26 protein-coding genes are annotated in these 24,774 nt (G+C 67.9%); 10 read left to right on the top strand and 16 right to left on the bottom strand.

All coding sequences use genetic code 11. The annotated features are described in order from the left end of the window. Positions 1-10: 10 nt before the first annotated feature. Positions 11-382, bottom strand: a complete 372-nt coding sequence (locus ACWDU1_RS07095; protein ID WP_449996374.1) for a nuclear transport factor 2 family protein — start codon at positions 380-382, stop codon at positions 11-13. 28 nt (positions 383-410) lie between these two features. Next, a complete protein-coding gene (locus ACWDU1_RS07090) occupies positions 411-1,946 on the bottom strand; it encodes an FAD-binding protein (protein WP_449996384.1) in 1,536 nt (511 codons plus the stop codon). A gap of 276 nt (positions 1,947-2,222) precedes the next feature. On the opposite strand from ACWDU1_RS07090, the gene ACWDU1_RS07085 reads away from it, so the two are divergent. Together ACWDU1_RS07085 and ACWDU1_RS07080 are read left to right on the top strand one after the other, a co-directional pair. Next, entirely contained in the window at positions 2,223-3,875 is a 1,653-nt protein-coding gene (locus ACWDU1_RS07085; protein WP_449996373.1) for a flavin-containing monooxygenase, read from the top strand. Positions 3,876-4,023: 148 nt separating this feature from the next. Next, positions 4,024-4,641 (top strand): PadR family transcriptional regulator, encoded by a 618-nt coding sequence (locus ACWDU1_RS07080; RefSeq protein ID WP_449996383.1) that lies wholly within the window; start codon positions 4,024-4,026, stop codon positions 4,639-4,641. 4 nt (positions 4,642-4,645) lie between these two features. Here the strand turns inward: ACWDU1_RS07080 and ACWDU1_RS07075 are convergent, their stop codons facing one another. The 6 genes from ACWDU1_RS07075 to ACWDU1_RS07050 all read right to left on the bottom strand — a co-directional run bounded on the left by ACWDU1_RS07075 (position 4,646) and on the right by ACWDU1_RS07050 (position 7,293). Next, positions 4,646-5,308 carry a Dabb family protein gene (locus tag ACWDU1_RS07075; RefSeq protein WP_449996372.1) on the bottom strand — a complete coding sequence of 221 codons (663 nt, stop codon included), beginning with the start codon at positions 5,306-5,308 and terminating at the stop codon, positions 4,646-4,648. Further along, positions 5,301-5,648 carry a hypothetical protein gene (locus ACWDU1_RS07070; RefSeq protein WP_449996371.1) on the bottom strand — a complete coding sequence of 116 codons (348 nt, stop codon included), beginning with the start codon at positions 5,646-5,648 and terminating at the stop codon, positions 5,301-5,303. Before ACWDU1_RS07070 ends, ACWDU1_RS07075 begins: the two co-directional genes overlap by 8 nt. Positions 5,649-5,797: 149 nt before the next feature. Next, the gene (locus tag ACWDU1_RS07065; protein WP_449996370.1) at positions 5,798-5,950 is read right to left on the bottom strand and encodes a hypothetical protein; all 153 of its coding nucleotides are present in this window, start codon (positions 5,948-5,950) and stop codon (positions 5,798-5,800) included. Positions 5,951-6,000: 50 nt separating this feature from the next. After that, positions 6,001-6,498, bottom strand: a complete 498-nt coding sequence (locus tag ACWDU1_RS07060) for a pyridoxamine 5'-phosphate oxidase family protein (protein WP_449996369.1) — start codon at positions 6,496-6,498, stop codon at positions 6,001-6,003. A 232-nt stretch (positions 6,499-6,730) separates the two neighbouring features. Then, positions 6,731-7,063: a DUF397 domain-containing protein gene (locus tag ACWDU1_RS07055; protein ID WP_449996368.1), complete on the bottom strand. Its 333-nt coding sequence runs from the start codon at positions 7,061-7,063 to the stop codon at positions 6,731-6,733. Positions 7,064-7,137: 74 nt separating this feature from the next. After that, the gene (locus ACWDU1_RS07050) at positions 7,138-7,293 is read right to left on the bottom strand and encodes a hypothetical protein (protein WP_449996367.1); all 156 of its coding nucleotides are present in this window, start codon (positions 7,291-7,293) and stop codon (positions 7,138-7,140) included. Positions 7,294-7,428: 135 nt separating this feature from the next. Here ACWDU1_RS07050 and ACWDU1_RS07045 point away from each other — a divergent pair, with 135 nt between their 5' ends. Further along, complete coding sequence (locus ACWDU1_RS07045; protein ID WP_449996366.1) at positions 7,429-7,818, top strand: hypothetical protein; 390 nt, start codon at positions 7,429-7,431, stop codon at positions 7,816-7,818. 83 nt (positions 7,819-7,901) lie between these two features. Here the strand turns inward: ACWDU1_RS07045 and ACWDU1_RS07040 are convergent, their stop codons facing one another. Continuing rightward, positions 7,902-8,117 carry a hypothetical protein gene (locus tag ACWDU1_RS07040; protein ID WP_449996365.1) on the bottom strand — a complete coding sequence of 72 codons (216 nt, stop codon included), beginning with the start codon at positions 8,115-8,117 and terminating at the stop codon, positions 7,902-7,904. A 239-nt stretch (positions 8,118-8,356) separates the two neighbouring features. Here ACWDU1_RS07040 and ACWDU1_RS07035 point away from each other — a divergent pair, with 239 nt between their 5' ends. The 6 genes from ACWDU1_RS07035 to ACWDU1_RS07010 all read left to right on the top strand — a co-directional run bounded on the left by ACWDU1_RS07035 (position 8,357) and on the right by ACWDU1_RS07010 (position 15,503). Continuing rightward, positions 8,357-9,313: an alpha/beta hydrolase gene (locus ACWDU1_RS07035; RefSeq protein WP_449996364.1), complete on the top strand. Its 957-nt coding sequence runs from the start codon at positions 8,357-8,359 to the stop codon at positions 9,311-9,313. An 860-nt stretch (positions 9,314-10,173) separates the two neighbouring features. After that, positions 10,174-11,604 carry a hypothetical protein gene (locus ACWDU1_RS07030; protein WP_449996363.1) on the top strand — a complete coding sequence of 477 codons (1,431 nt, stop codon included), beginning with the start codon at positions 10,174-10,176 and terminating at the stop codon, positions 11,602-11,604. A gap of 32 nt (positions 11,605-11,636) precedes the next feature. After that, on the top strand, positions 11,637-12,797 hold the full coding sequence (locus ACWDU1_RS07025) for a CHAT domain-containing protein (protein ID WP_449996362.1): 1,161 nt from the start codon (positions 11,637-11,639) through the stop codon (positions 12,795-12,797). 10 nt (positions 12,798-12,807) lie between these two features. Then, positions 12,808-13,155 (top strand): Pepco domain-containing protein, encoded by a 348-nt coding sequence (locus tag ACWDU1_RS07020; protein ID WP_449996361.1) that lies wholly within the window; start codon positions 12,808-12,810, stop codon positions 13,153-13,155. Positions 13,156-13,235: 80 nt separating this feature from the next. Next, positions 13,236-14,027 (top strand): SDR family NAD(P)-dependent oxidoreductase, encoded by a 792-nt coding sequence (locus ACWDU1_RS07015; protein WP_449996360.1) that lies wholly within the window; start codon positions 13,236-13,238, stop codon positions 14,025-14,027. 48 nt (positions 14,028-14,075) lie between these two features. Then, entirely contained in the window at positions 14,076-15,503 is a 1,428-nt protein-coding gene (locus ACWDU1_RS07010) for a phytoene desaturase family protein (RefSeq protein WP_449996359.1), read from the top strand. Positions 15,504-15,653: 150 nt separating this feature from the next. On the opposite strand, the gene ACWDU1_RS07005 is transcribed toward ACWDU1_RS07010, so the two are convergent. From ACWDU1_RS07005 to ACWDU1_RS06990, 4 genes are all read right to left on the bottom strand, one after another. Beyond that, entirely contained in the window at positions 15,654-16,520 is an 867-nt protein-coding gene (locus tag ACWDU1_RS07005) for an IclR family transcriptional regulator (RefSeq protein WP_449996358.1), read from the bottom strand. A 179-nt stretch (positions 16,521-16,699) separates the two neighbouring features. Next, entirely contained in the window at positions 16,700-17,605 is a 906-nt protein-coding gene (bphC, locus tag ACWDU1_RS07000; RefSeq protein ID WP_449996357.1) for a biphenyl-2,3-diol 1,2-dioxygenase, read from the bottom strand. 37 nt (positions 17,606-17,642) lie between these two features. Further along, entirely contained in the window at positions 17,643-18,824 is a 1,182-nt protein-coding gene (locus ACWDU1_RS06995; protein ID WP_449996382.1) for an acyl-CoA dehydrogenase family protein, read from the bottom strand. Between the two features lie 99 nt (positions 18,825-18,923). Beyond that, positions 18,924-20,099, bottom strand: a complete 1,176-nt coding sequence (locus ACWDU1_RS06990; protein WP_449996356.1) for a Rieske 2Fe-2S domain-containing protein — start codon at positions 20,097-20,099, stop codon at positions 18,924-18,926. 281 nt (positions 20,100-20,380) lie between these two features. Between ACWDU1_RS06990 and ACWDU1_RS06985 the strand changes: the two genes are divergently transcribed. Beyond that, positions 20,381-21,679: a TetR/AcrR family transcriptional regulator gene (locus ACWDU1_RS06985; protein ID WP_449996355.1), complete on the top strand. Its 1,299-nt coding sequence runs from the start codon at positions 20,381-20,383 to the stop codon at positions 21,677-21,679. A 14-nt stretch (positions 21,680-21,693) separates the two neighbouring features. Here ACWDU1_RS06985 and ACWDU1_RS06980 read toward each other — a convergent pair whose 3' ends face one another. Genes ACWDU1_RS06980 through ACWDU1_RS06970 form a run of 3 tightly spaced genes read right to left on the bottom strand, consistent with a single transcriptional unit; the run spans position 21,694 to position 24,660 of the window. Next, on the bottom strand, positions 21,694-22,362 hold the full coding sequence (locus ACWDU1_RS06980) for a hypothetical protein (RefSeq protein ID WP_449996354.1): 669 nt from the start codon (positions 22,360-22,362) through the stop codon (positions 21,694-21,696). A 13-nt stretch (positions 22,363-22,375) separates the two neighbouring features. Further along, entirely contained in the window at positions 22,376-23,554 is a 1,179-nt protein-coding gene (locus ACWDU1_RS06975) for an MCE family protein (protein ID WP_449996353.1), read from the bottom strand. Next, positions 23,551-24,660, bottom strand: coding sequence for an MCE family protein (locus tag ACWDU1_RS06970; protein WP_449996352.1), 1,110 nt, complete (start codon positions 24,658-24,660; stop codon positions 23,551-23,553). The genes ACWDU1_RS06975 and ACWDU1_RS06970 overlap by 4 nt, the downstream gene beginning before the upstream one ends. Positions 24,661-24,774: the final 114 nt, after the last annotated feature.

The following is a 24,774-nucleotide window of genomic DNA, read 5'->3' as shown; positions in this document are numbered from 1 at the left end:
GTACTGGGACTCAGCCGAAGCTGATGTCGTCGGCCGACCAGAACGCGCGCATGCTGGTGATCCGCGCGTCGGAGTCGAAGGTCATGACGTCGATGGGTTCGACGGTGATGGTCTGGTCACCGGTATCGGTGACCACCCGGAAGGCGAAGGCGGCGCTGTCGCCGCTCACCCGCAGGCTCAGCAGTTCGGTGCTGCGGCGCGCCGATTCGAGACTGCTGTAGAAGGTCTCGATGGCGGCGCGGCCGGTATGGGCGGGCGCGCCGACCGGATCTTCCAGCGTGGCGTTCTCGGCGTAGAGTTCGGCGATCTCGGCCGCGGTCCCGGTCGCCACATTGTCGAGGTAGCAGCGCACCGCCGCGCGGATCTGATCTGGTTCCGGCATGGGATTTCCTGTTCTGAGGGGGTCGGCGTCAGCGGCCGAGCAGGTCGAGGACGGCGAGGTGGCCGAACAGCATCGAGGCGCCGATCGGGTTGCCGCCGCCGGGGTAGACGGTGCCGCTGACGGCGGCCATGGTGTTGCCCGCGGCGTAGAGGCCGGGGATCGGCGCGCCGTCGCGGCCGAGAACGCGGGCCGCGGTATCGGTGCGCAACCCGCCCTTGGTGCCCAGATCGGAGATTCCGAACGCGGCGGCGTGGAAAGGTCCCTGCCCGATCGGCACCATCGGCGACTCGCCCTGGGAGAAGGCGCGGTCGTAGGCCTCGTCGCCACGCCCGAAATCGGTATCGGCGCCCGCCGCGACCATCGCGTTGTACCGGTCGACCGTCGCCACCAGGTTCGCGGCCGGCACCCCGATGGCGGCCGCGAGTTCCTCGAGGGTGTCCGCGGTGTGCCAGAGACCGGCGGCCTCGTATTTCTCGGATTCGACCATCGAGACGTTGGTGGCCTGCACCGGCGGCCGCGCGCCCTCGCGATCGTCGTAGATCATCCAGAACGGCAGCGTGAGGGTGCCGGCGTTCAGGCGGTCGATGGCGGCCCGGCCCAGCCGGTCGTAGGGGGCGGATTCGTTGACGAACCGGTTGCCGTCCTGGTCGACGAAGATTCCGCCGGTGAACCATAGCGCGAACGCCGACCGGCCGTCGGGATGGGTGAGCCCCGGTGACCACCAGGCCTGATCCATGAGGTCGGTATCGGCACCGGCGGCGATACCCGCCTGATGGGCGCGGCCCTGGTTTCCGGGCGGGCCCATGGTGTCGCGGGCTTCGCCGGGGACACCGTAGTGCCGACGCATCTCGTCGTTGCCCTCGAAGCCACCCGCCGCGAGGATCACCCCGTGCCGCACCTTGATCGCCATCGTCCCGGAGGGTCGTTCGACCAGCGCACCGGTCACCCGGCCGTCCTCGACGAGCAGTTCCACCAGCGCGGCATTGCGGTGCAACCGGACCTTCGGATAGGTCGACAGCGCGCGCAGGAACCGGCCGATCAGCGCCTGCCCGCCGATCAGCAGATCCGGCGGCGGCGCGCCCAGACGGTCGGTATCGAGCGGGCCACGCAGGTGTTCGCGCAGCTCACCGAGCTCGGCGGCCGGGAGCGGGGCCGGGACGATATGCCGCTGCCCGTCGAGCCGGGCTTTCGGCGCGGCACCGAAATAGTCGGGCCACGGATACATCTGGAATTCGAAATGCTCGTCGGTTTCCAGGTATTCGATCAGGTCGCGACCGCGGCGGACGAAGGTCTCCTGGAGTTCGGGCGGGGTGCGGTCGCCGACCACCGACCGGAAATAGATGAGGGCGTCCTCGAGGGTGTCGTCGGTTCCGGCCCGCTCCAGCACCGGATTACAGGGGAACCAGACCCCGCCGCCACCGGAATACGCGGTGGTGCCGCCGAATTTGTCGGTCGCCTCCACCACCGCGACCGACAGTCCCTCGCGGGCCGCGGTGTAGGCGCCGGCCAGACCGCCGCCGGAACCGGCCACCAGCACATCCACTTCGTCGTCGAAGTCCACCATCGTCTCCTTCTGCTGCGGGTCCGGGCCGTGATCTGCGACCGGCACACGCGGTGTTCCGCTGCCGGCTCGCGCCGGTAGAGGCCGACGGTAGGTCGGGTGCCGCGCCACGGATAACGGCTCTCCCGGTCACCGGGAGGGCGGCCGGACGCGGTGCCGGTGGGCGCGGGTTCGAGTGCGGGGCGAATGGCGGATTCAGGGGATTGTGCCGGTCAGCGGGAGACCCGGGCGCCGGGCTCGCCGGGGATACCTACCGTCGCAGCAGATCAGCGGATACCTATGCCCAAGGGAGGCACTGTGAATCACCCGACGACGCCGTCACCAGGGAGTACGCGGACCCGAGTCGACGTGGCGGTCGTCGGCGCGGGCATCGCGGGCCTGTACGCGCTGCACCGTTTCCGCAGCCGGGGGCTCACCGTCCGGATCTTCGAGGCCGGCGACGGCGTGGGCGGGGTCTGGTACTGGAACCGCTACCCCGGCGCCCGCTGCGATGTGGAGAGCGTCGACTATTCGTACTCCTTCGACGACGACCTCCAGCAGGACTGGAACTGGAGCGAGAAGTACGCGACGCAGCCGGAGATCCTGGCCTACCTCGAACATGTGGCCAGCCGGTTCGACCTGCGCCGCGATATCGAGTTCGGCACCCGGGTCACCGGTATCGCCCTCGACGAGCAGACCCTCACCTGGCAGGTGGACACCGATACCGGAAGCGCGGTCACCGCGCGGTTCGTGGTGCTGGCCACCGGCCCGCTGTCCAACGCCAACACCCCGGCGATCGACGGACTCGGCACCTTCGCCGGACAGCTGCTGCACACCTCGGCCTGGCCACGCGAGGGCGTCGATCTGACCGGGCGGCGGGTCGGGGTGATCGGCACCGGGTCGTCGGGAATACAGGCCATTCCGGTGATCGCCGAGCAGGCCGAGCGGCTGCACGTCTTCCAGCGCACCGCCAACTACAGCGTTCCGGCCGGGAACATCCCGCTCGACGACGCGCGTCGCGCCGAGCAGAAGGCGAACTACGCCGAACGCCGCCGCCTGTCGATGGCCAGCGGCGGCGGATCCCCGCACCGCGCCCACCCGAAATCCGCGCTCGAGGTGAGCGAACGAGAACGCCGCGACGCCTACGAACAGCGCTGGCAACTCGGTGGGGTGCTGTTCAGCAAGACCTTCCCCGACCAGCTCACCGATCCGGCGGCCAACGACACCGCCCGGCTGTTCTGGGAGGAGAAGATCCGCGCCGAGATCGACGACCCCGCGGTCGCCGACCTGCTCATCCCCCGCGACCACCCGATCGGCACCAAACGCATCTGTACCGATACGAACTACTACCGGACCTTCAACCGGGAGAACGTGCGGCTGGTGGACCTGCGGGCGACACCGATCGACCGGATCGACGCGGGCGGCCTGCACACCGCCGACTCGTATTTCCCCCTGGACACCCTGGTGCTGGCCACCGGGTTCGACGCGATGACCGGCTCGGTCGCCAAGATCGCGATCACCGGGCGCGACGGGCGGACCCTGAACGAGGCGTGGGCCGAGGGCCCGCGGACCTATCTGGGTCTGGGTATCCCCGGCTTTCCGAACCTGTTCAACCTGACCGGGCCGGGCAGCCCGTCGGTGCTGGCCAACATGGTGCTGCATTCGGAGCTGCACGTGGACTGGGTGGCCGACGCCATCGGTTTCGTCGAGGATCGCGGCGCGACGGCCATCGAGGCCCGCGCCGACGCCGCGGCCGACTGGGTCGCCGAATGCGCCGAGCGGGCGGCCGGCACCCTGATGACCCGCGCGAACTCCTGGTATCTGGGCGCGAACGTCCCGGGCAAACCTCGGGTGTTCATGCCGTTCGTGAGCGGTTTCGGGGTGTACGGCGAGATCATCGCCGAGGTGGCGGCGGCCGAGTACAAGGGGTTCGATCTACACCCGGCGCCGTAGCCGGTGCGACCGGAGCACGGATGACCCGCTCGGCGGTAGTCATATGCCGGACCGGCATATGTTCACTGATAGCATTCGACGGGTGACGACGAGCGAATCCGATCCAGCGCAGATCAACCTGCCGCCGACCAGCTGGGCGGTGCTCGCCATGCTCTCCTACGAGGAGGAGATCTCCGGGTACGACCTGAAGAAATGGGCCGACTGGAGTATCCGGTACTTCTACTGGAGCCCCTCCTACAGCCAGATCTACTCGGAACTGAAAAAGCTGGAAAAGCACGGTTTCGCCCACTCCCGGGTGGATGCCGACAATGCCATGCGCGGCCGCCGCCTCTACCGGATCACCCCGGAGGGGCGGGAGGCGGTGACCGCGTGGGCCGTGAAAGCTCCCGTCGACCGGCCGGTGCTGAAACATCATGTGATGTTGCGGATCATGCTCGGACATCTGAGCTCACCGGACCGGCTGAAAGAGATCCTGCGCGAACACATCTCCGAGGCCGAGCGGCTGGAACGCAGCGCCACGATCGACTCTGAGGCCGCGCGGTCGGAGCCCGGCTGGGCGTATTCGCAGATCGCGCTGAAATGGGCGCAGCGGTACTACGCCTCGGAGCGGGCGCTGGCCCAGGAGTTGATCGACGAGATCGACGACGCCGAAACCCGGCTGGTGACCGCCGAACGCGACGACCAGGCCGCCTATCCTCATCCCACCCCGGGTAGCTGGCGCGCGGTGGAGCAGAAGGTCCGGGAGGACGAACCCGAACGGCGGTAGGCCCTCACCGGGCCGTGGGGCCGAGTACCGATCCGGTGCCCGGGCAGAAACTGTGGCAGACCCGGTCGCGCACGATCACCTGCGGGCATTCCGGGTCGAACCACCGGTCCACCAGCCCCCAGTGCACCGGATGCAGGAGATAGGCGCCGGTGAGACCGTCGAGGTCGGCGAACTCCTGCTCCCAGACGTGCGTCCACCGCGTGGACCCGACGGCCCGCTCGACCGGGCTCAATCGCCAGGTGCGGATGGCGGGGATATAGCGCGGCATCAGCAGCAGGTCGGACTCGAACTCGGCCACCCGGTCCGGGGCGGTGGCGGGGTCGACGCGGAGCAGCAGGGTGCGGTACACGGGTTCTTCCGCGGCCGCAGTATCGGCCACACCGCCGGCCCCCGGTCCGTAATCCGCCCCGTCGACGCGGGCCACATCCGGCCAGGCGCAGACCTCGTCCAGCCGCCGGGCCGCCGCCCGTCCCACGGCCGGGTCGGCGAACCGCAGGCGCAGCAGGATATCGCCGCCGTTGCGTACCCCCGGAAGAGTCGGCCGCACCAGCGCCCGCTCGGGTGCCGTCTCGGCGACCACCCGGTTCAGAGCCGTCAGCAGACCCGCGAGCGCGATATCCCGGCGTTCACCCGGCACGAGGTGGATGAGGCGGATCAGTTCACACATCGCTGAGCGCCTCGACATCCCCGGCGGCAGCCGCCGACTCGCGGGTCCGCTCGGCGACCAGATGCCCCACCGCCGACCACCACTCACCGAGCGCGGGATCCGGCCGGCCCTTCCAGGTCATCTCCCACCAGGCCCGCGGCCCGTCGAGACGCCAGGTCACGGTCACCGTGTTCGACCGGTCGTCGAACCAGATCGGCGGGGCGACGAGCAGCCGTTCCAGCGTCATCCCGAGTGCCACCGCGCCCGGGGCGTACTCGGCGAGATAACGGTCCACGAACTCCCGCGCGCACCCGGGCGCCGTCACCACCCGGTCGACCACATACACCTGCGCCGTCGTCATCGGCCCACGGTATGAGCGTGTGTGACCGGCACGAATAGCCCGGTCCACTGTCCGGGATGTTCTCACTTCCCACCGGACGGGCGCCACCCCGGATAGCGGCCGAGCCTGTACGTGAGCTGAACCGTGATCGGCGTCGAGACGAGTGTCGTTCAGCCGAGTTCTTCGACCAGTCCGATGATCACGTTGGCGGGGCCGTAGACGAAGCAGTACCGGTAGATGTCCTCGTACCGGGCGACCGTCCCCACGAGTTCGGCTCCGTGGGGACGGAGGCGTTCAAGGACGTCTGCGACGTCGTCGACCACGAAAGTCAGAGGAGGTTCGGTGCCGCCCGATTCTGGCCGGTGTGATCGGTTCAGGAGCTCTGACGTTCGGCCTGCCGCCGCATCAGTTCCTCGACCGCGCTGGGGAGCGTGGTGTCGAAGTCGATAAGTTTTGCCCAGGTCGGAGTGATGACGATCCGGACCATCCCGTCGTACAGCGAGCGCACCCCGGCTTCCCATTCCACACGCTGGTCGGGTGTCATCTCGTAGCTGCCGTTCATCTCCAAGTACTCCGCCGGGATCCCGTCCACGGCATCCAGCTCTGCCCGGCCCCGGATGAGCAGCATCTTCGGCGGATGGACCTCGGTGTCGATCGTCAACGCGACCTCGGGGTCGCGGCGCAGATGGCGAAGCTTCGGGGCGTTCGTCGCGGTACAGACCACGATCTGTTCACCGTTCCATGCGAATCCGACCGGGATGTTGCGAGGTGTGCCGTCTTGTGCGACGTACGCCATCCGCAGCAGGTCGCGGGCCAGTAGTTCGCGGCTGGCCGGGAGGTTCAGGATCGCGCTGATCCGGTCCGTTCGCATGGTGTTCATCCTCGCTGTTGTCGCGGCCCGTTCGGCTGCTCGTACCCCAGGGACGGAGCCGCCCGAGCGTTCTCGACATCTACGGTGGATGAATCCCGAAAGTATTCCTACCCGGCTGTCGTGATGAGGTGACAGCCGTCGTACCGAACCTCGAGCAGCGGATATCCGGGGCGTACTACGCCGGGCCCTCCCGTCGCCTCCGGCGTTTGTCCTGGCGGTGCTCCGGGGCCCCTTAGTAGGCCGCCACGAATTCACCCACTTCGACACCAGCGATGGACGCCGCCCATTCAGGGATGGTGAACCACAACTCGCCATCGTCGGCAACCACTGAGACCCCGAAGACACTGCGCAGCACAGCAGGCACCGTCGAATCCTTTCGCTGCGCCGGGTCGACCACACTCGCGAGGAAATTCGCCCATCGGCAGGCCGGGATTTCGATCACCGGCTGCCGAGCCGGGTCGTTTCCGGACTCCGGCAGGTACTTGCTGTCCCGGATCTGCACCGTCTCGCCATGGAACCGGACCTCGACACAGGTGTGTTCCGAACCCGAGACGACTTGAACCACCGCGAAGGCATGGCGTCAGCCTAGTCCAGAGCATGTGCCGCCGATCCGCGCCGAGCGCTCGGAGGCCCGGACCGCTACGCCAGGTCCTGTCCTATTTCCCGAACCAGTTCGACGGAGGCGGTGCGGTCCAGCGCGGACATGCGCGCCTGCGCGTATTGGTACTTCAGCTGCCCTATCAACCGGTGGTCGTCGATGAGTTCGGCGTACGCCGAGGACTCGATCCAAGCCATTGTCGACGACCGTAGGCATTCGAAGGCGACCGTGCCCGACGGCGTCATACCGCGGCGTCTCACCGACAGAGCTCGCACTCCGCGGGGTAGCGCCACAGGCATGCGATCGCGGCGACCGAACCCAACCCACTGCATGTGCGTTCCGCCGAGATCCGTATCGCCCGCGGCCCCGGGATGTTCGGTTTCGGACTGGTTTTCGTCGTCGCCGCCGATCAGCTCACCGATCGGCCCGAGAACCGGCACATCCCCCGGCGGATCCGCACTGCCGCCCGGCGACTTCCCGGCCCCGACGACCTGCTCACCACCATCGTGATCGATGCCCACGGCCGTCAGTGGTGGGCCGTCACCAGCCGTCACCTCCCCGAACTCGAACCGGTTCGAATACGGGTCCCGGCCGCACCGCCCGAGCGGTGGCGAATTCCGGAAACCCTCGACGCCTCACTGTGGACGGCCGCTCTCGCCCTCGACGACGCGAACCACCCCCACCTGCTCCGGCTACCCGGCACACCACCGCCGACCAGCTGATTTGCCCCGAGGCCCACGCGTACGCCGAGCGCGGACGCACCCGCGGAGAGATCGTCATCCGCATCCGACGCGCGATGCGCTGATCAGAACGGATTGATCGCGGCCGACAGGGTGGCGAGGTTGCACGGGATGTTGCCGGGATAGTTGATGCAATCCGGCGGTTCGGCCACCTGGGCCGGCGGGCCGGGTATTGCCGGAGTGAGTGGCAGCCCCTCCGCGGCGGCGGGTGCCGCCACCAGCAAGGGCGCCACGATGACCGCGAGAGCGGAGAACGAGAGTTTCACGCCGAGTTTCGTCATGGAGGTCCAATCAGCGGTATTCGAGTCGGATGAGTACCTCGTACAGGTGTGCTGTACCCAATTCGCTCCGTACCGAAGCCGGGGTGCGGCCGGGAGCGCGGCGGTTTCGCACGGGTCCGGCCGGGTAGCGGCCCACTGTCCGGGAAACGCGGCCGCCACGCCCTGGGCAGCGGCCTACGGTTGCCCGGCCGGGGTGAGACCCGGTGCGCAACCGGCGACGATGTTCAGGAGGGCCGCAGATGGAGAGTGCTCGGAGTTCGGCGACCGAACCGGACCTGCTGCCCGAAGTGGCCGCGATGCTGGCCACCCTCAACAGCGGTTTCCCCGATGTCACCACGCTACCCGCGCCCGAACTGCGGGCGATCATCCGGAGCCGCCGGGCCCCGCTGCAATGGCAGCCCGCCATGCGGGATGTACGCAATCTGACCATCGACGGCCCGGGTGGGCCGCTACCGCTGCGGATCTACCGCCCGCACAGCGACGGCGCCGCGCTGCCGGTGATCGTCTTCGCGCACGGCGGCGGGTTCGTGTTCTGCGATCTGGACAGCCACGACGAATTCTGCCGGTCGATGGCGGAGGGGGTCGGCGCGGTGGTGGTGTCGGTGGACTACCGGCTCGCCCCCGAACATCCCGCCCCCGCCGCACACGACGATATGTACGCCGCGCTCACCTGGGTCGCCGGGCATGCGGGCGAATTCGGCGGCGACCCCGCGACGCTGGTGGTCGCCGGTGACAGCGCGGGCGGCAATCTCGCCGCGACCGTGGCGCTGGCGGCCCGCGACGAAGCCGGTCCCGCGATCGCCGCGCAACTGCTGCTCTATCCGGTGATCGATGACGATTTCGATACCGAGTCCTACCGCCGCTTCGGCACCGGCTACTACAACACCGCCGCCGCCATGCGCTGGTACTGGCAGCAGTACGCACCCGCCGGGCGGGACGACACCCGCGTGGTGCCGACCCGTGCGGACAGCCTGGCCGGTCTACCGCCCGCCGTGGTGATCACCGCAGAACTCGATCCGCCCTGCACATCCGGCGACGCCTACGCCCGGCAACTCGCCGACGCCGGGGTGCCTGTGCGCCACCACCGCTACGACGGGCTCTTCCACGGATTCTTGACCTTCGCCGGGCTGTCGGTCACCCGGACCGCGCGCGAGGAGATCTGGGAAATGCTGCGAACCGGTCTGACCGACCGGTAACAGGCGTCATCCGCGATACGCTCCACCGATCCGCAGCGCCCGCTTGACCTAACTCGCTGTAGTGCAGCATATTTCGCAACTGCTGCATAAGATGCTTCCGTGGTACCCAGATTTCGCTGTCGACCTGCGCGTAGGTGAGTCGGGTGCAGCGCAGAGATGGGATTCTGGCGATATCGGGCGCTTTGGCGGCCTGTGCGACCTCCGCCGGGATTCTGGGTCTCTCGAAGGGAGACCCCACAGCGCTCGGCTGGGGTGCCACCGGAGCAGGCGCGATCTCGCTCCTCTGCGTAGGGATCGACCGCGTACTCGACCGTGGCCCGAGGAACGATCTACCGATCCGCCGATACCTCGCACTCGCCGCCGTTGTTCTCGCGATCGGCGGCGCCGTATCCGCGATGGTGTCGTTGTGGGCTGCCGGGCAACTCATAGCCTGCTGGTCCCTCGCCGGATCGGCAGCGGTCATTCTGGCATTCGGTATCCATAGCAGCCGGGAGATCGAGCTTCCTGATATCCGGGTCGTCTCGGGCAGTGTGGCTATCGCTCGGTTCTGGCTTTTCTACGTCATAGCGGCGATATGGCTGCCCGATCGGGGCGCGATCGCAGTGGGGGCCGGTGCCGCGCTGATCGGGCACGTCGCGCCGGTGGCCATCCGCAGGTATCGGGGGGAACCTCTACGCTACCGGCCGAGTCGGTTTCCCTCGGTTTTCGCGAGCAGGTCGCCCCGGCACGACGATGTCGGATCGGGCCGGGACTCCGACGCGGAACGGGTAGCGCCGGTCCTGGCGGGCCAGGACCATCGATCCGTACCGTCACCGATAAGCCCGGTCGGGATAGCCGGCGCGACAGGCGCTGCCACCGCGGTGGTCATCGGATGGCCGGAGCGCGTATCGCTGGTGCCGGACGGACTGTCTCTCGGCGCACTTCCGCCCGGTCTGGACTCCGGCCAGGCCACCTTCGTTCTGGTGCTGGTCGTCATCCAGCTCATCATCCAACGCTTTTTCGGCCGACTGCTCCCGATAGCCCTCGGACCGCAACCTGCTCTGCGTCTCACAGCTCAGCGCACGCGTGAGAGGTGCAGGCGCATACCGCGCCGTGAGCCGGCGGACGATGCGCGGTCGTGGGACGATCGCGAATGGCGTTACCGGGCCCTCCTGGACGAGGATCCTTCCCGAGAGGAGGCCGGAAGAGCCTCGTTGACCGTGGGCCGCGATGTCCTCGCGGTAAACGGCGCGGTGGCGCGCAACTACGGTGTGGTCGTCGACGATCTCTGGCCGAGACTCGAATTGGTGGTGCCGCCGCTCGCCCGGCGCAGGATCGTCCGATCCGAGTGGCGTGCCGGCGGATCGCGAATCACAGCGATAGTCGGGGCCGGTGCGATCGCGCCGTTCGCGACGGCCGGATCCGGCTATGCAGTATTGGCGATGGCGATTGTCGTGGCAGTATCCGTTGCCGCCTGCCGGAGGGAGGTTTCCGCCGCCTACTCGCAGAAGGCCAGGGCGATCGGGCTGTACCGCGCCGATCTGGCACGCAAACTGGGGCTTCGCCCACCGTCGACGAATGCCGAGCTGACCGCCATGGGCGGATTCCTGACCGGTGAGGACACTGTGGGCGAATGGTTCGCTGCCACATCGTTTCCGCTCGCCGAAGACACTGCGAACACCCGGCTGGCTCGCTCGCGGCGCGGCAACGCACGAGACACCTCGTCCGAGCTACGACCACCGGCGGTCGTCGCCGAACTGAAGGCCCACCTCGATACCGTCGTCGAGCGTGCGGTGGCGAACGCCCTGCGCGGACCGGAACTGGTGGCGTTCACCGGCTTCTTCGGCGTCGAACTCCCCACCGCCCGTCGCCGTACCACCGAGTTCACCGAGGGCAAGATCGTCGCACCGTCCGGTACCTCCATCGAAATAGCCGTGGCGTTGTCCACTCGGCCGACCGCGGCGTCGCGCCTGGGCCGGCGCTCGAATTTCCCGAACGAACAGACCGTAGTTTTCGAGAAGGTCGAGATCCCCGGGCCGAGTGCCGCGCGTACGCCGAGCTTCGAGGTTCTCATCGACAGCGGGACTGTCACGGCGATTCCCCGGCGACTGACAGTTGACAACACTGATCGCCGGAATCCCACCCGGCATGCAGTCGAACTGAGGCTTCCGGGCCTCGAGGACTCACACGACATCTGGTTTCAACTGTTCCAGGGAGGGCGTCTGGTGCAGGTGGTCAGTCTGGCAGTGGAAACACGGCAGAACCCGGCTCCGGAACCCGGACACGGCTCGTCGACCAGATCCAGTTCATGACAGAACTCCGGGGGCCCGCTGTCCGGGTGCATGTGGCCGACACTGCGGCCGGTCTGGCGATCGAATTCGAGTCGCTCACCGCCGATATTCGGCCCCTCCGGTTCACGGTGACCAACCGCGGCAAGTTCCATGCCGTGCGAGAGCGACTCGACCATGGGCTCACTGCGGTGAAAGACCTGGTCCACGAACTAGATATCGACGACTCGCGGCTGGTGTCGCTGGCACAGGCGCTGGGCGAGATGGGCCGGCGGATGCTGCTGACCCTGGTGGGAAACTCCCCCACGATGGTCCGAGCGCTCCAGGACTTCTGGACAGCAGCCATTCCGGCATGGCGGAACCCGCACCACACAGCTGTGGTGGAGTGCGTCGGTGACGCGGAACACCTCCTTCCGCTGGAATTCTTCCCCTTCTTCGACCTGGGAATCGACGCCGACGAAATTACCGATCGAAACGATTTCACGGCATGGTGCAGGAGTTTCATAGGCTTCAGTTGCGTGGTGCGCCGGAGAATCATCCCTGTTGTGGTGGCCGAGGGCAGCGAACTGTTGTTCACACTTCCCGACGGCCGCATATCGTTGAGCTACTGGCACTACGAATCCCTGCCCGGGGCGCGGCGAGAATACGAGTGGCTGGTGAACGAGGCCACAGAGGGTGTGCTTGTTCACGGACCCCGGCCCGGACCCGGCCAGAACGTCGCCGACATCGCCGGGGCGATCTATGATCCGGCTGGCGAACAGATACAACACTTTTCCTGCCACTGCGACACCACGGCCGACGACCCGTTCGACTATCGGCTCGCACTCCAGGATTCCGGAACCGACATCGAGGTGACTCTCGGTGAACTGGGCGACCATCTGATTCGCTCGAGCGCACGGCACCCGCGTCGTGCCACCCATATGCCGCTGGTCGTCCTCAACGCTTGTGGCTCTTCACGAGTCGATTCGAAAAGCTCACTGTCCTTTCCGAACCTCTTCCTGGAAAACGGCAATCGTGCGTGTGTGGCCACCGAGATCACCGTCCCGGATCAGGACGCGGCGGAGATCTCGGTGGCGTTCTACCGGGAGCTGCTGACCGGCGTGGACGTGGGTACGGCCATGCACCGGGCCAGAACCCATGTGCTCCGGAAACACGGGAACCCGCTCGGACTGGCCTACACAGTGTATGGAAATACCGATCTGACGATCGATCTCTGAAGGGACACCCGTGGCAGATTCGGATCAGACACCGGAAACCACTCGGCCGCCGACGATCCGGGTATTCGGACGCGAGGACACCGAAGAACGGGCGGAACGGTCACTGTTCAGGCGGAGCGGCGATTTCCGGTACGGCAGCAGTGATATTCCGGTCGACGAGTTCCGCAGGCGTGTATCCGTCTTCCTCGATTCGATCCAGGACGTGATCGCCGAGGTCACCCCGCCATCCGGGAGTTACGAGCTGGACCAGATACAGGTCAACGTCGAGATCAGCGCCAAAGGGCAGCTCTCACTTCTCGGAACAGGCGGAGAGTTGGCCGGTAAAGGGGGTCTCACCTTCACGTTCACCAAGAAGTGATCGGAGCCGGTAGGCGGGCCGATGCCACCGGCCGGGTAACGGTACTGGTGAGGCATCGGGATCCGGCCTAGCGTCGCACCATGACCACCACAGCAGTTGTCACCGGCGCCGGCCGCGGTATCGGTCTCGCCCTCGCCCGCCGCCTCGCCGGCGCCGGGCATCGGGTCGTGCTCACCGATCTCGACGGGGACGCCGCGCAGCGTGCCGCCGCCGAGATCGGGCGGGGCGCGATCGGGTTTCGGCAGGACGTCCGGGAGATCGGCTCGCATCGTGAGATCGCCGAGCAGGCCGCGGCCCTGGGACGGCTCGCGATCTGGGTGAACAATGCCGGGGTGCTCTTCGCCGGGGACGCCTGGACCCATTCGGACGAGGAGATCGCGGCCATCCTCGAGGTGAATGTGCGCGGGGTCATGGCGGGGTCGGCGGCCGCCGTCACGCGGATGGGGACGGCGGGCGGGGCGATTCTCAATATCGCGTCGTTGTCGGCGCTGACTCCGGTGCCGGGGCTCGCGCTGTACGCCGCGACCAAGGCGGCCGTGCTGTCCTATACGACCTCCCTCCAGGGTGATCTCACGCATGCCGGACTGCCGATCCGGGCCCATGCGCTGTGCCCCGACGTGGTCGGGACCGCCATGGTGACCTCGCATGCCGAGGACCCGGGCGCCGCGATGCTGTTCTCCGGTCCGAAACCACTCGACGAGGACGACGTCGCGCGAGCGGGACTGGAGCTGCTGGGTAGCCGTCAGATCTTCCGGGTGGTCCCGCGCTGGCGCGGGGCACTGGTGCGGGCGGCCGATTTCGCGCCGGCGGGTGGACTGCGGGTGGTCGCGATGATCCGGAAACTCGGCGATCGCCGTCAGGCCCGGAACTGACGGTTACCGTCGAGAGGGAAAACACTCACCGTCGGTAAGGATCTTCGTATGACAACCGCGGTCGTGGTGGGCAGCGGGCCAAACGGGCTCGCCGCCGCCATCCGGCTGGCTCGGGCCGGCCTCGAGGTCACCGTGTTCGAGGCGTACGAGCGCCCCGGTGGTGGCGCGCGCAGCAGTGAACTGACCGTGCCGGGTCTGGTGCACGATGATTGCGCCGCCTTCCATCCGACCGGGGTGGCCTCGCCGTTCTTCGCCTCGCTCGGCCTCGAACGGCACGGTCTGCGCTGGTTGTGGCCCGAGATCGATCTCGCCCATCCGCTCGACGACGGCCGGGCCGGTGTGGCGGCCCGGGATCGCGGACTCACCGACCGTTCACTCGGGGTCGACGCCCGCGCCTGGGAGCGCCTCTTCGCCGGGGCGACCGGAAATTTCGATGCGCTCATCGGGGAGGTCTTCCGGCCCATCGTGCATATTCCGCGGCATCCGGTGGTCCTGGGCCGGTTCGGTATGCACGCGCTGCAACCCGCCACCTGGACGGTGCGGCGCTTCCGGGACGAACCGGCCCGCGCGCTGTTCATGGGTGTCGCCGCGCACGCCTTCGGCCGCGTGGACACGTTGCTCGGCAGTTCGGTGGGGATGATGCTCACCGCGGCCGCCCACGCCGTCGGCTGGCCGGTGGCCGAGGGCGGGAGTGAGAGCATCATCCGGGCGCTGCTGGCCGAACTCACCGAACTGGGCGGCAAGGTCGTCAGCGGCACCCCCATCACGGCTTTGGCTCAGCTCCGGGAGCTCACCGGGGAGCGGCCCGATATCGTCATCCTCGACACCGCGCCCCGGGGTGCGCTCACCATCCTCGGCGACGCGCTGCCCGACCGGGTCCGGCGCGCGCTCGGCCGGTACCGCTACGGTCCGGCGGCTTTCAAGGTCGATTTCGCTGTCGAGGGCGATATCCCGTGGATCAACGAGGACTGCCGGCGGGCCGGAACCCTGCATCTGGGTGGTGGCGCCGCCGAGATCGCCGCTGTCGAGAAGGGCACGGTGCGCGGCGATCCGGTCGAGCGGCCGTTCGTGCTGCTGGGGCAGCAGTATCTGGCCGACCCGGCCCGGTCGCGAGGTTCGGTCAACCCCGTCTACGCCTACGCGCATGTCCCGCATGCCTATACCGGCGATGCCACCGAGGCGATCATCGGGCAGATCGAGCGTTTCGCGCCCGGGTTCCGGGACCGGATCGTGGCGACCTCGACCCGCGATCCCGCCGCGCTCGCGGCCTACAACGCCAACTACGTCGGCGGGGATATCGGGGCGGGCGCGAATACCGCCAGGCAGATCGCATTCCGGCCCAGGATCGCCCTGAATCCCTATTCGCTCGGGGTGCCCGGCGTGTATCTCTGCTCGTCGGCGACCCCGCCGGGCGCGGGCGTCCACGGAATGGGCGGCTTCCACGCCGCCGAGGCAGCGCTCGCGCGGTTGCGGTGAGACCGCCCGGGTTCCGAGGTCGAGAACACCGGACCCGGTGGTGAATCCACAACCACGAACGAAATGGGCGCTCGTGCGGTGTGCGGGGTACGGCCGCCGGTCACGCGACTGCCCCACCGGAACGCCGGATCGGCGCCGCGTCGGACGACCTCAGACGTATTGGAGCGCGCCGGCCGGACGGGCCTGAACCGACGCCGCCGGGCGGGCCTTGGGCAGCACGCCGAGCGGGCGGGACTGCTGCAGTGTCGGATGCACCCGGACCTGGCCGTCCTCCACATTGCGCCAGATGCCCAGCGCCGTCATCCGCACGGGCGCGGCCAGCCGGTGGTCGAAGGCCATCCGGTCCACCGGGCCGCAGATGGAGACCGCGGCCACCGCCTGACCGATATCGCCGACCGGCGCCGCCACGCATCCGAACCCGGACAGTGACTCCTCGCGTTCGAAGGCGATACCGTGCGCGCGAACCTTGGCCAGTTCGGCGCGCAGCTGCGCGGCCGTGGCGATGGAGTAGCGGGTGCGCGGCCGGACCGGGCCGGCGCCGAACACATCGCCGCGCTCCGCACCTGCGTAGGCGAGCATGGCCTTGCCGACCGCCGTACAGTGCGCGGGCTGCCGGCCACCCACCCGGGTGGGCACCGCGCCCGCCAGCCGCCCGCCGATCTTGTCCAGGTACACCACATCGGGGCCGTCGAGTACAGCGAAGTGCACGACGAATCCGGTCGTGCGGTGCAGTTCGTGCAGGAACGGCACCGCGGCCCGGTGCAGGCGGTCCTGATGCACCGCCAGCGAACCGAGTTCCATCAGCCGCAGGCCCAGTTCGTAGTCGCGGCCGTCGCGGCGCAGCCAGCGCAGTTGCACCAGCCGCTCCAGGATGCGGTGCGCCGAGGACCGGGGCAGCCCGGTACGGCGCACGATCTGCGCGAGGGTGAGGCGTCCCGGGCCCTCGAACGCGTCGAGGACCAGCGAGACGCGATCGAGCACAGCGCTCGGGGTGGCGGCGTCGGCCTGGACAGTCATGAGCCCTCCATTGGGTCTTGCGAACTGATGCCAATCGAATATGCCGATTAGGCATATTCCTATTAGTACCATCGCGATGTGGGGGCTGTCACAAAAACCCGAAAAGTTGGCCGAAAATAACGAACGACCCCCTGGACCGGGCAAAATGCTCGGTCCAGGGGGCCGGAGTAGCGGTGTTATTACATCGCCGCCAAGGGTTCGCTACCGGACCAGTCGTGGCCCCAATAGCTGTCCGCGGTGATCTCCTCGGCCGTGTAGTACCGCTCGTCGACCCGCATCCCCTCGGTGCCGAACTCGATATCCCAGCCACCGGGCGCGCGGACGTAGAACGACACCATCTTGTCGTTGGTATGCCGGCCCAGGGTCGAGGACACCGCGAAGCCGTCCTCGGCCACCCGGTCCAGCGCCTGACCGACCGCGTCCAGCGAATCCACCTCCACCATGATGTGGATGAGGCCGGGCGCACCGCCGTGCGGCGCCGGGCACAGGGCCAGGCTGTGATGCCGTTCGTTGACGCCCAGGAAGCGGATGCGCATCGGCCCGAACTCCGGCGGCGCCGGGATACGGAACGCGCCGCGCGGCAGGAACCCGAGCACGTCGGTGTAGAACTCGAACGCGCCGTTGGGGTCCATGGTCGGCAGCACCACATGACCCAGGCCCTGGGCCCCCGTCACGAAACGCGCGCCGAACGGCGTCACGACCGGGCTGTGGTCGAGGATCGGACCGTAGAACACCTCGAGGGTGGCGCCGGCGGGATCGGTGAAGGTGATCGCCTCCTCCACCCGGCGGGCGTCGGCATCTTCCTGCGAGAGCTGTTCCACCGTGATCCCGGCCTTCGACACCGCCTCCCGCACCCGGCGCAGAGCGGCACCGTCACGCACCTCCCAGCCGATCCGCACCACTTCGTCGGTATCCCCGGCCACCACGGTGAGCCGCGCGGCCCGCTCGTCCATCCGCAGATAGAGGGCGTTCTCGTCCGGGCCGCTGCCTTCGGCGAAGCCCAGTACCTCGAAGGCGAACTGCCGCCAGCGCGGCAGATCGGTCGTCTGGATCTGTACGTAGCCCAGGCCCTTGATATCGGTCATTGTTCGGTCTGTCCTTCTCGTTCGTCGTCCGGGCCGGTCAGATCATCGAGCGCAACTGGTCGGCGGGATCGAATCCCATCGAACTCAGCGACGCGGCGTGATAGACCGTGCTGGGGACGTGGATGGCGTGATTGAGGCCGGCGTGCGCGTCGCGCCAGAAACGCTGCAGCGGTTTGTCCATCCGCAGCGCGTTACCGCCCGACCGGGCGAAGATCTGATCGACGGCCATCACGGCCCGCCAGGCCGCGCGCACCTGGGTGCGCCGCACGGCCGCCCGCTCCGCGAAATCGACCTCGCCGCCGGCGTCGACGATGCCCCAGATCCGGTCCACATTGGCGAGCAGTTCCTGGCGCGCGGCATTGATATCGGCGGCGGCCTCGCTGATCGCGAACAGCACGTACGGGTCGTCCTTCACCGCGACGCCCTGCGCGCCCACTCGTTCGCGCTGGTAGTCCAGGTGCGCGGCCAGGGCGCCCTCGGCGATACCGATCACCGCGGCGGTGATGCCGAGCGGGAACATGGTCGACCACGGCATCTTGTACAGGGTCTCGGTGGCGCCGTACTCGCGCTGCGCGGTGCCGTCGATGACGTGGTCGCCGTTCATCACCCGGTACGAGGGCACGAACGCGTCCTTGACGATGATGTCCTTGGATCCGGTGCCCTTCAGCCCCACTACATTCCAGGAATCCTCGACGATCTGGTAGTCGGCGCGGGGCAGGATCATATGCAGCATGGTCGGCGGGTTCGCGATACCGCCCTGTTCGTCACCGAGCAGGGCGCCGAGGAAGATCCAGTCGCAGTGGTCGGTGCCGGAGCTGAACTGCCACCGGCCGTTGAAGATATAACCGCCGTCGACCGGGCGCGCGATACCCGTCGGCGCGTAGGGCGAGGCCATCCAGGTGTCGTTATCGGCGCCCCACACCTCCTCCTGCACCTTCGGATCGGCGAAGGCGAGCTGCCAGGGATGCACACCCACGATGCCGCAGATCCATCCGGTGGCCGGATCCAGGGCCGCCGCGGCCATCACCGATTCGGCGAATTCGCGCGGATGCGCCTCGAATCCGCCGTATTTCTTCGGCTGCAGGAGCCGGATCGGCCCGGCCGTCTTCAGGAGTTTGGCGGTCGAATCCGGGAGCCGGCCCAGCCGTTCGGCTTCCGGCGCCTGTTCCCGCAGCTGATCCGCGATCGCCGCGAGATTGTCGATAACTGTGCTCATCAGTGAATTCCTTTGTGAGGGGCGGGCCGGACGGCCACGGCCACCGACGGTGAAAAGGTGTGTGCGCTGCGTCGTAGGCGATCGAGCGGGAAACGGGCCCGGTCAGGCGGTGGTGTCGACCACCGCGCCGCGGGCGATATTGTCCGCGACCTCGGCCTCCCAGCTGGTGACCGCGCGTTCGGTGTCGATCTCGAACTCGAACCGTTTGGTCATATCCTCGGTGACGTCCTCGACGTCGACGTAGAACTGCTGGTACCAGCGCCGCAGCTGATACACCGGGCCGTCCTCCTCCGACAGCAGCGGGTTGTCGATCGGCGCCTTGTTCTTCCAGATCTCGACGTCCTGTTCGAAACCCACCTCGACACCGCGCGCGAACTGCGCCGCCATCGCCTCGGCGGCCTCGTCCGACATACCCTGCGGCTTCTTCACCATCGCGCCGTACTGCAGCACGAACGAATTGGCGGTCACCGGATAGTGGCAGTTGATGAGCACCGTTTCGATCGTCATCCCCTGCGCGTCGTTCCACAGCCAGTCGATCATGTAGGACGGGCCGAAATAGGAGGCGTCCGACCGCAGCGCTGAGTTCGGGTCGTCGTAGCTGGTTCCGACATTGATATCGCCGCGCGGCGTGGACCGCATGTACTGCGTGGCCACATGCCCTTCGAAAACATTCTTGAAATAGCGCGGGAAGGAATAGTGGACGTAGAAGAAGTGCGCCATATCGACGACATTGTCGACGATCTCACGGCAGTTCGACCCCTCGACGTAGAGCGTGTTCCACGTCCAATCGGTCCATTCGGAGGTGCCGTAGCCCTCGAGTACGGGAATGGTGACCTCGTCGGTGGGCTTACTGCCCTGTGGGTCGTGCCAGACGAAGAGCTGACCGTTGCGTTCCAGCGTGGGCCAGGTCCGGGTCTTGGCCAGTGGCGGGACGCGGCGCGCGTACGGGATCCCGGTGCATTTACCGTTGCCGCCCCAGCGCCAGTCGTGGAACGGGCAGGCGATGGAATCGCCCTTGACGGTGCCCATCGCCAGATTGCCGCCCATATGGCGGCAGTAGGCGTCGAGGACGTGCAGCGTCTTATCGGTCTCGGATTCGAACACCACCAGCGTGGTACCGAAGGCCTTCACCTCGTGCGGTTGCCCGTCCCGGAACGATTTCGCCAGGCCCAGGCAGTGCCAGCCGCGCGCGAACCGCGTCGGGGCCGCCGCGGCTTCGATCGTCCTGTATTCCTCTGTACCGTGCTGGGTTCGCCCGTTCGGTGCATGAGCCGGCATCGGAACCTCCATGTTCCAACGGAGTTGTGTGACTGCGCCGATAGTGACCCGGACCGCGGAGGCGGGCGGTCGCCTGTTCCGGTGAGTGGAAAGGTTTCGGCGGACCCGTGTCGACCGGTCGCGGGTCATGCAGTTTCTCGCCGGGAGGGCCGCGACCCGGCCCGGAACCCCTCCCCACGACCGCACGAATCGCATGGGGGGTGTGACGCGTACCACCGAGAACCGGCCGCTGAGCGGGGTGGGTGGCGTTGTCCCAGGTAAGCCGACGATAGGATTACGGAATGAGCGTCGACAACCGCCGGGCCGGGCCGTCCTCGCCGCCGGTGCGCGCGAGGGGGCGCGGAGACGACCTGTCCAACGCGACAGGCGACGCCCGCAAATCCGAGGAACCGGCCCGTCCCGTGCGGCGCCGGCCGAAGAACCGGCGGGCCCAGATCGCGGCCGCCGCGGCCCAGGCGTTCGGTTCGTACGGGTACCACAGCGTGAGCATGGAGGATATCGCCGGCGGGCTGGGCATCAGCTCCGCCGCCCTCTATCGCCACTACCCCAGTAAGTACGCGCTGTTCCAGGAGGAATCGCTGCGGGTGGGGCAGGCCATGGCCGAATCGGTGCGGCTGCCGGCCGAGGCCGCCGAACGTTCACCCGAGAATCGCCTGCGGCAGGTGCTGGAAGGTTTGAGCACGGTCACGGTGGCCAACCGGGCCAGTGTCACATTGGTGCGCTGGGAAGGCCGGTATCTCGAACCCGCCGACCGCGAGGTCCGGGCCGAGCAGGAAAAAGCGGTACTCGACGCGCTGGACGCCCGGCTCGCCGCTTACGCCCCCGCCCTGGGCAACGCCGACCGCCTGGTGCTGGTGATCACGCTGATGTCCACCATCACCAGCATCGCCGACCACCACGCCGCGCTACCCACCAAATCGCTGGTCGCCCTGCTCGTTTCGACCTGCATGAATATCGCGCGGACCAGGTTGCCCGCGCCGGTGGATATCGCACCCGTTCCGCCGGTCGAGATTCCGGAATCGTTCAAACACGAACTTCTGCTGCGTAAGGGAGTCGAGCTGTTCCACGCCCGCGGCTACCCCAATGTGAGCGTGGAGGATATCGCCACCGCCGCCGGGCTCTCCGCGGCGTCGGCGGTGTACCGCTTCTACCGCGGTAAGAGCGATCTGCTGACAGCGGCCTTCCGCCGGGCGGCCGAACGGGTGTCCAGCGCGATCGGCCCGGCCGTCGCCGCGTCGTCGGGCCCGCGTGAGGCGCTGGACTCGCTGATCGACCAATACGTCGAAGGTTCGTTCGCGGAACGTGAATTGACTTTCGTCTACTACACCGAATTCCAGCATGTGCCCGCGGAGGAGCGCGCGGCGCTGCGCAATGTGCAACGGCTGAGCGTGGACGAATGGGCCCGGCTGGTCCGCCAGGTGCGTCCGGACCTGTCCGGTCCGCAGTCCCGCTTCCTGGTGCATGCCGCATTCGCCCTGGTGGTGGACCTGGGCCGATCCTTCGGCACGGTCGCGGCCGCGTCCCAGGAACGGGTGGCCCTGCTCATGCGGACCGTGCTGTACGGCCGGCCGGCGGCCTAGCGCGCCGGTAGCGGTCACGGCACCGGCGCCGGCGTCAGCGGTGAGTTCATCTGGTTCACCAGCCAGCGCCCGTCGGTCTTCTCCATCCGCATCACCATCGCGAGCTGGCCCTGTGTCGGCTGTCCCCGGGTACCGAGGCTGGTGATGGTCTGGCCGATCACCACCACCGCCTCTGCGGATCGCGGGTCGGCGGATTTGACGGCGCACTGAATATCTCCCGCCGTGGCCACCACCTGACCCGCCACCAGAGCTTCGCGCAGTTCGGCTGTGGTGGTCTCGAATTCCTTCTTCCAGTCGCCGGTGGCGCCGGACAGCACGGCTTCGAAATACGGGTCCAGATTCTTCGCGTCGTAGTTGCCCAGCACCGGCGCGTACCGGCAGGCCGCCTGCCGGACCTCCTCGTGCGCGGCCAGGGTTTCGGCCTGGTCTCGCTCCTGCACGAACAAGTAGGCCCCGACCCCGAGCGCCGCGATCAACATCACCACGGCCGCCACCAGCCCCGCCAGGAGTCCCCTGAGCCGAGACCGCGCCGTCACCGAGGCCGTGGCGGGCCTCATCGCGGCGGCGCCCGCCTTGTCCGGCTGCTCGGCGGCCACCGCGCTGTCACCGGCGGCGTCGCCCGCGGCCGTCTTCCCGGCCTGTTCCACTTCCACGGAACCCGATTCGGCTGCTTTCTCGCTCATTCTCGCCTTACTCCTAACGACCCGGGATCGGGCGGGACAGTTCATCGCCGGTGACACCCGGCGGGGGCCCGGACGTATCGTCGGGCACATCCGGCCGCGGCGCGTTGGCCGAACCGCGCACCTGCAGTGCGGGATCGTCGGTGACGCAGTAGTTGTACAAGCGCACCCGGCTGTCGGCGCGTTCGGTGGGAACCACCGGTATCGTGTTGTATTCGCAGGTGGGGCGAGGCCAGATATCGACCAGCGTATGGAACATCCCGTCGTGCACCGGGACGTTCAGTGCCGCCGAACCCGCCCGCAGGGCCGGGAACAGTGCCGCGATCGCCGGCTGCCGCAGTTTGGCGGCCCGGGTGATGGCCACGAAATTGGTGACCAGGTTCGTGATCGGATCCTGGGTGTCGGTGATGAACCCGCCGAGGGTCGCGAGCTGGCCTGGGGCCAGTTCCAGCAGCCGGCGCACTTCCTGGTCGGCGGCGGTGAGCTGCTGGAAGAGCGCGCCCGCCGAACCGGTGAGCGTGCCCAGGTCGGGCTGGGCGTACTGGGTGGTTTCGGCGATGACCGAGAGGTTCTCGATGAGCTGTTTCGTCTGTGGGAGCAGATTCTCCAGCCCCGCCATCGCCCGGCTGATCCCGGAGATCATATTGCGCAGCCGGTCCGGCCCACCGGCCAGCGCCTTGTCCAGTTCGTCCACGATCACGGTGAGCCGTTCCGGATTGAGACCGCTGATCATGGCGCTCATATTCGACAGCAGCGATTGCACGGTCACCGGGATACGGGTCCGCGTGATATCGACCCGGTCGCCGTCGCGGAGGTAGGGGCCGGTATCGGCGTCCGGACGGAAATCCAGGTACTGCTCGCCGACCGCCGACAACCGGCCCACCACCACGGTGCCGCCCACCGGGATCTCGGTCTTCGAATCGATCTCGGCCACCGCCTCGATCCCGGTTTCCGAGACCCGCACATCGGCGACCCGGCCGATCCGGGTACCGCGGAAGCTCACATCGTTACCGGTCAGCAGCCCGCCGGAGCCCGGCAGTTCGACCGTGACCCGGTAGGTGCTGTCGGGCAGCACATTGACGCGCAGGACCTCCGCGCCCAGGTATCCACAGCCCACCACCAGCACGATCACCAGGCCGATGTTCGCGACGCCGATCCGGCGCCGGACCAGCCAGTTCCAGAGCGGAATGTTCATCGCGGACCTTCCTGACCGGGCGCGGCGGGTTGCGGCGGACTCGTCAACCGGCCCTGGATCTTCGCCAGGACCTGCGCGAGGCTGCCGATGAAGGCGGGTACATCGGTGCCGTCCGGCAGTCGGCTGTTGTTCGGATCGGTCAGGGCTCCGACACTGAGGTAGGAGACCCGGGCCGCGACGGCCAGCGCCGGTCCCTCGAACGACTGGTCCAGGGACGGGTACAGGGCGTGCAGCCCCTCCAGGGTCTGGCGCAGGTTGTCGCCCATGGCGGTGAAGCCACCCATGAGCGCTCGGATACTGCCGAACAGGCTGATGAACTCCGGGCTCGTCGTATCGGTGAAATCACCCAGGGCCGCCATCGTCACCGAGATCTTCTGGATCAGCCCGGTGATATCGCGGTTGTTCTCCGCCACCAGTCCGAGCAGATCGGGGAACGTATCCGCCGCCTCTCCCAGTTCCTGTTTGCGCGCGGCCATTTCACCGGTGAGCACGTTGAGCCCGTGCAGCACGCTGTCGATATCGGAGGTCCGGGCGTTCAGCGCGCCCAGCACCTGCGTCATCTCGGTGATCAGATGCGCCAGCTGCGGTGCCCGCCCGGCGAACATGGAATCCATCTCGGCGGTGATACGTGCCGCCTGATTCAATCCGCCGCCGTTGAGCAGCAGGGATACCGACACCATGAGTTCCTCCACCGACGCGCCCGCGCCGGTGTGGTCGGTGTCGATGACATCGCCCTCGCCGAGCAGCGCCGCGTTCGGATCCTCGCGCGGCAGGGTCATGGCGATGAAGATGTCACCGAGCGGGGTCGACTGGCGCAGTTCGGCGGTGGTGCCACGCGGCAACTGGATGTCCTCGCGGATCAGCAGATCCACATCGGCGATGAAATCGGTGGCCGAGATCCCGGTCACCACCCCGATATCGGTACCGCCGATCTTCACATGCGCGCGGTCGGGCAGATTCAGCGCGTCGGTGAAACGCGCCCGCACGGTGTACCCCGGCCCGCCGATCCCCGGTTCGGGCATCGGCACATCCTGCACCGTCACCGCCCCGCACCCCGACACCCCCACCACAACCGCCAGCACCAGAGCCGCGAGTCCGATCCTCATATCCATCCCTTCTCTGGACAGACGCCTGCATGGGCGGGGCCCGCCCGGTTCTGGGCCCTGATGGCCGAGCACCGCCCCCCCGCCAAGGAGGACCCGCCCGCGCGTAAGCATGCA

The sequence above is a fragment of the Nocardia sp. NPDC003345 genome (assembly GCF_053589395.1).
Note: the sequence above shows the minus strand (reverse complement) of the source record. Positions and strands in the feature narration are given on the sequence as shown.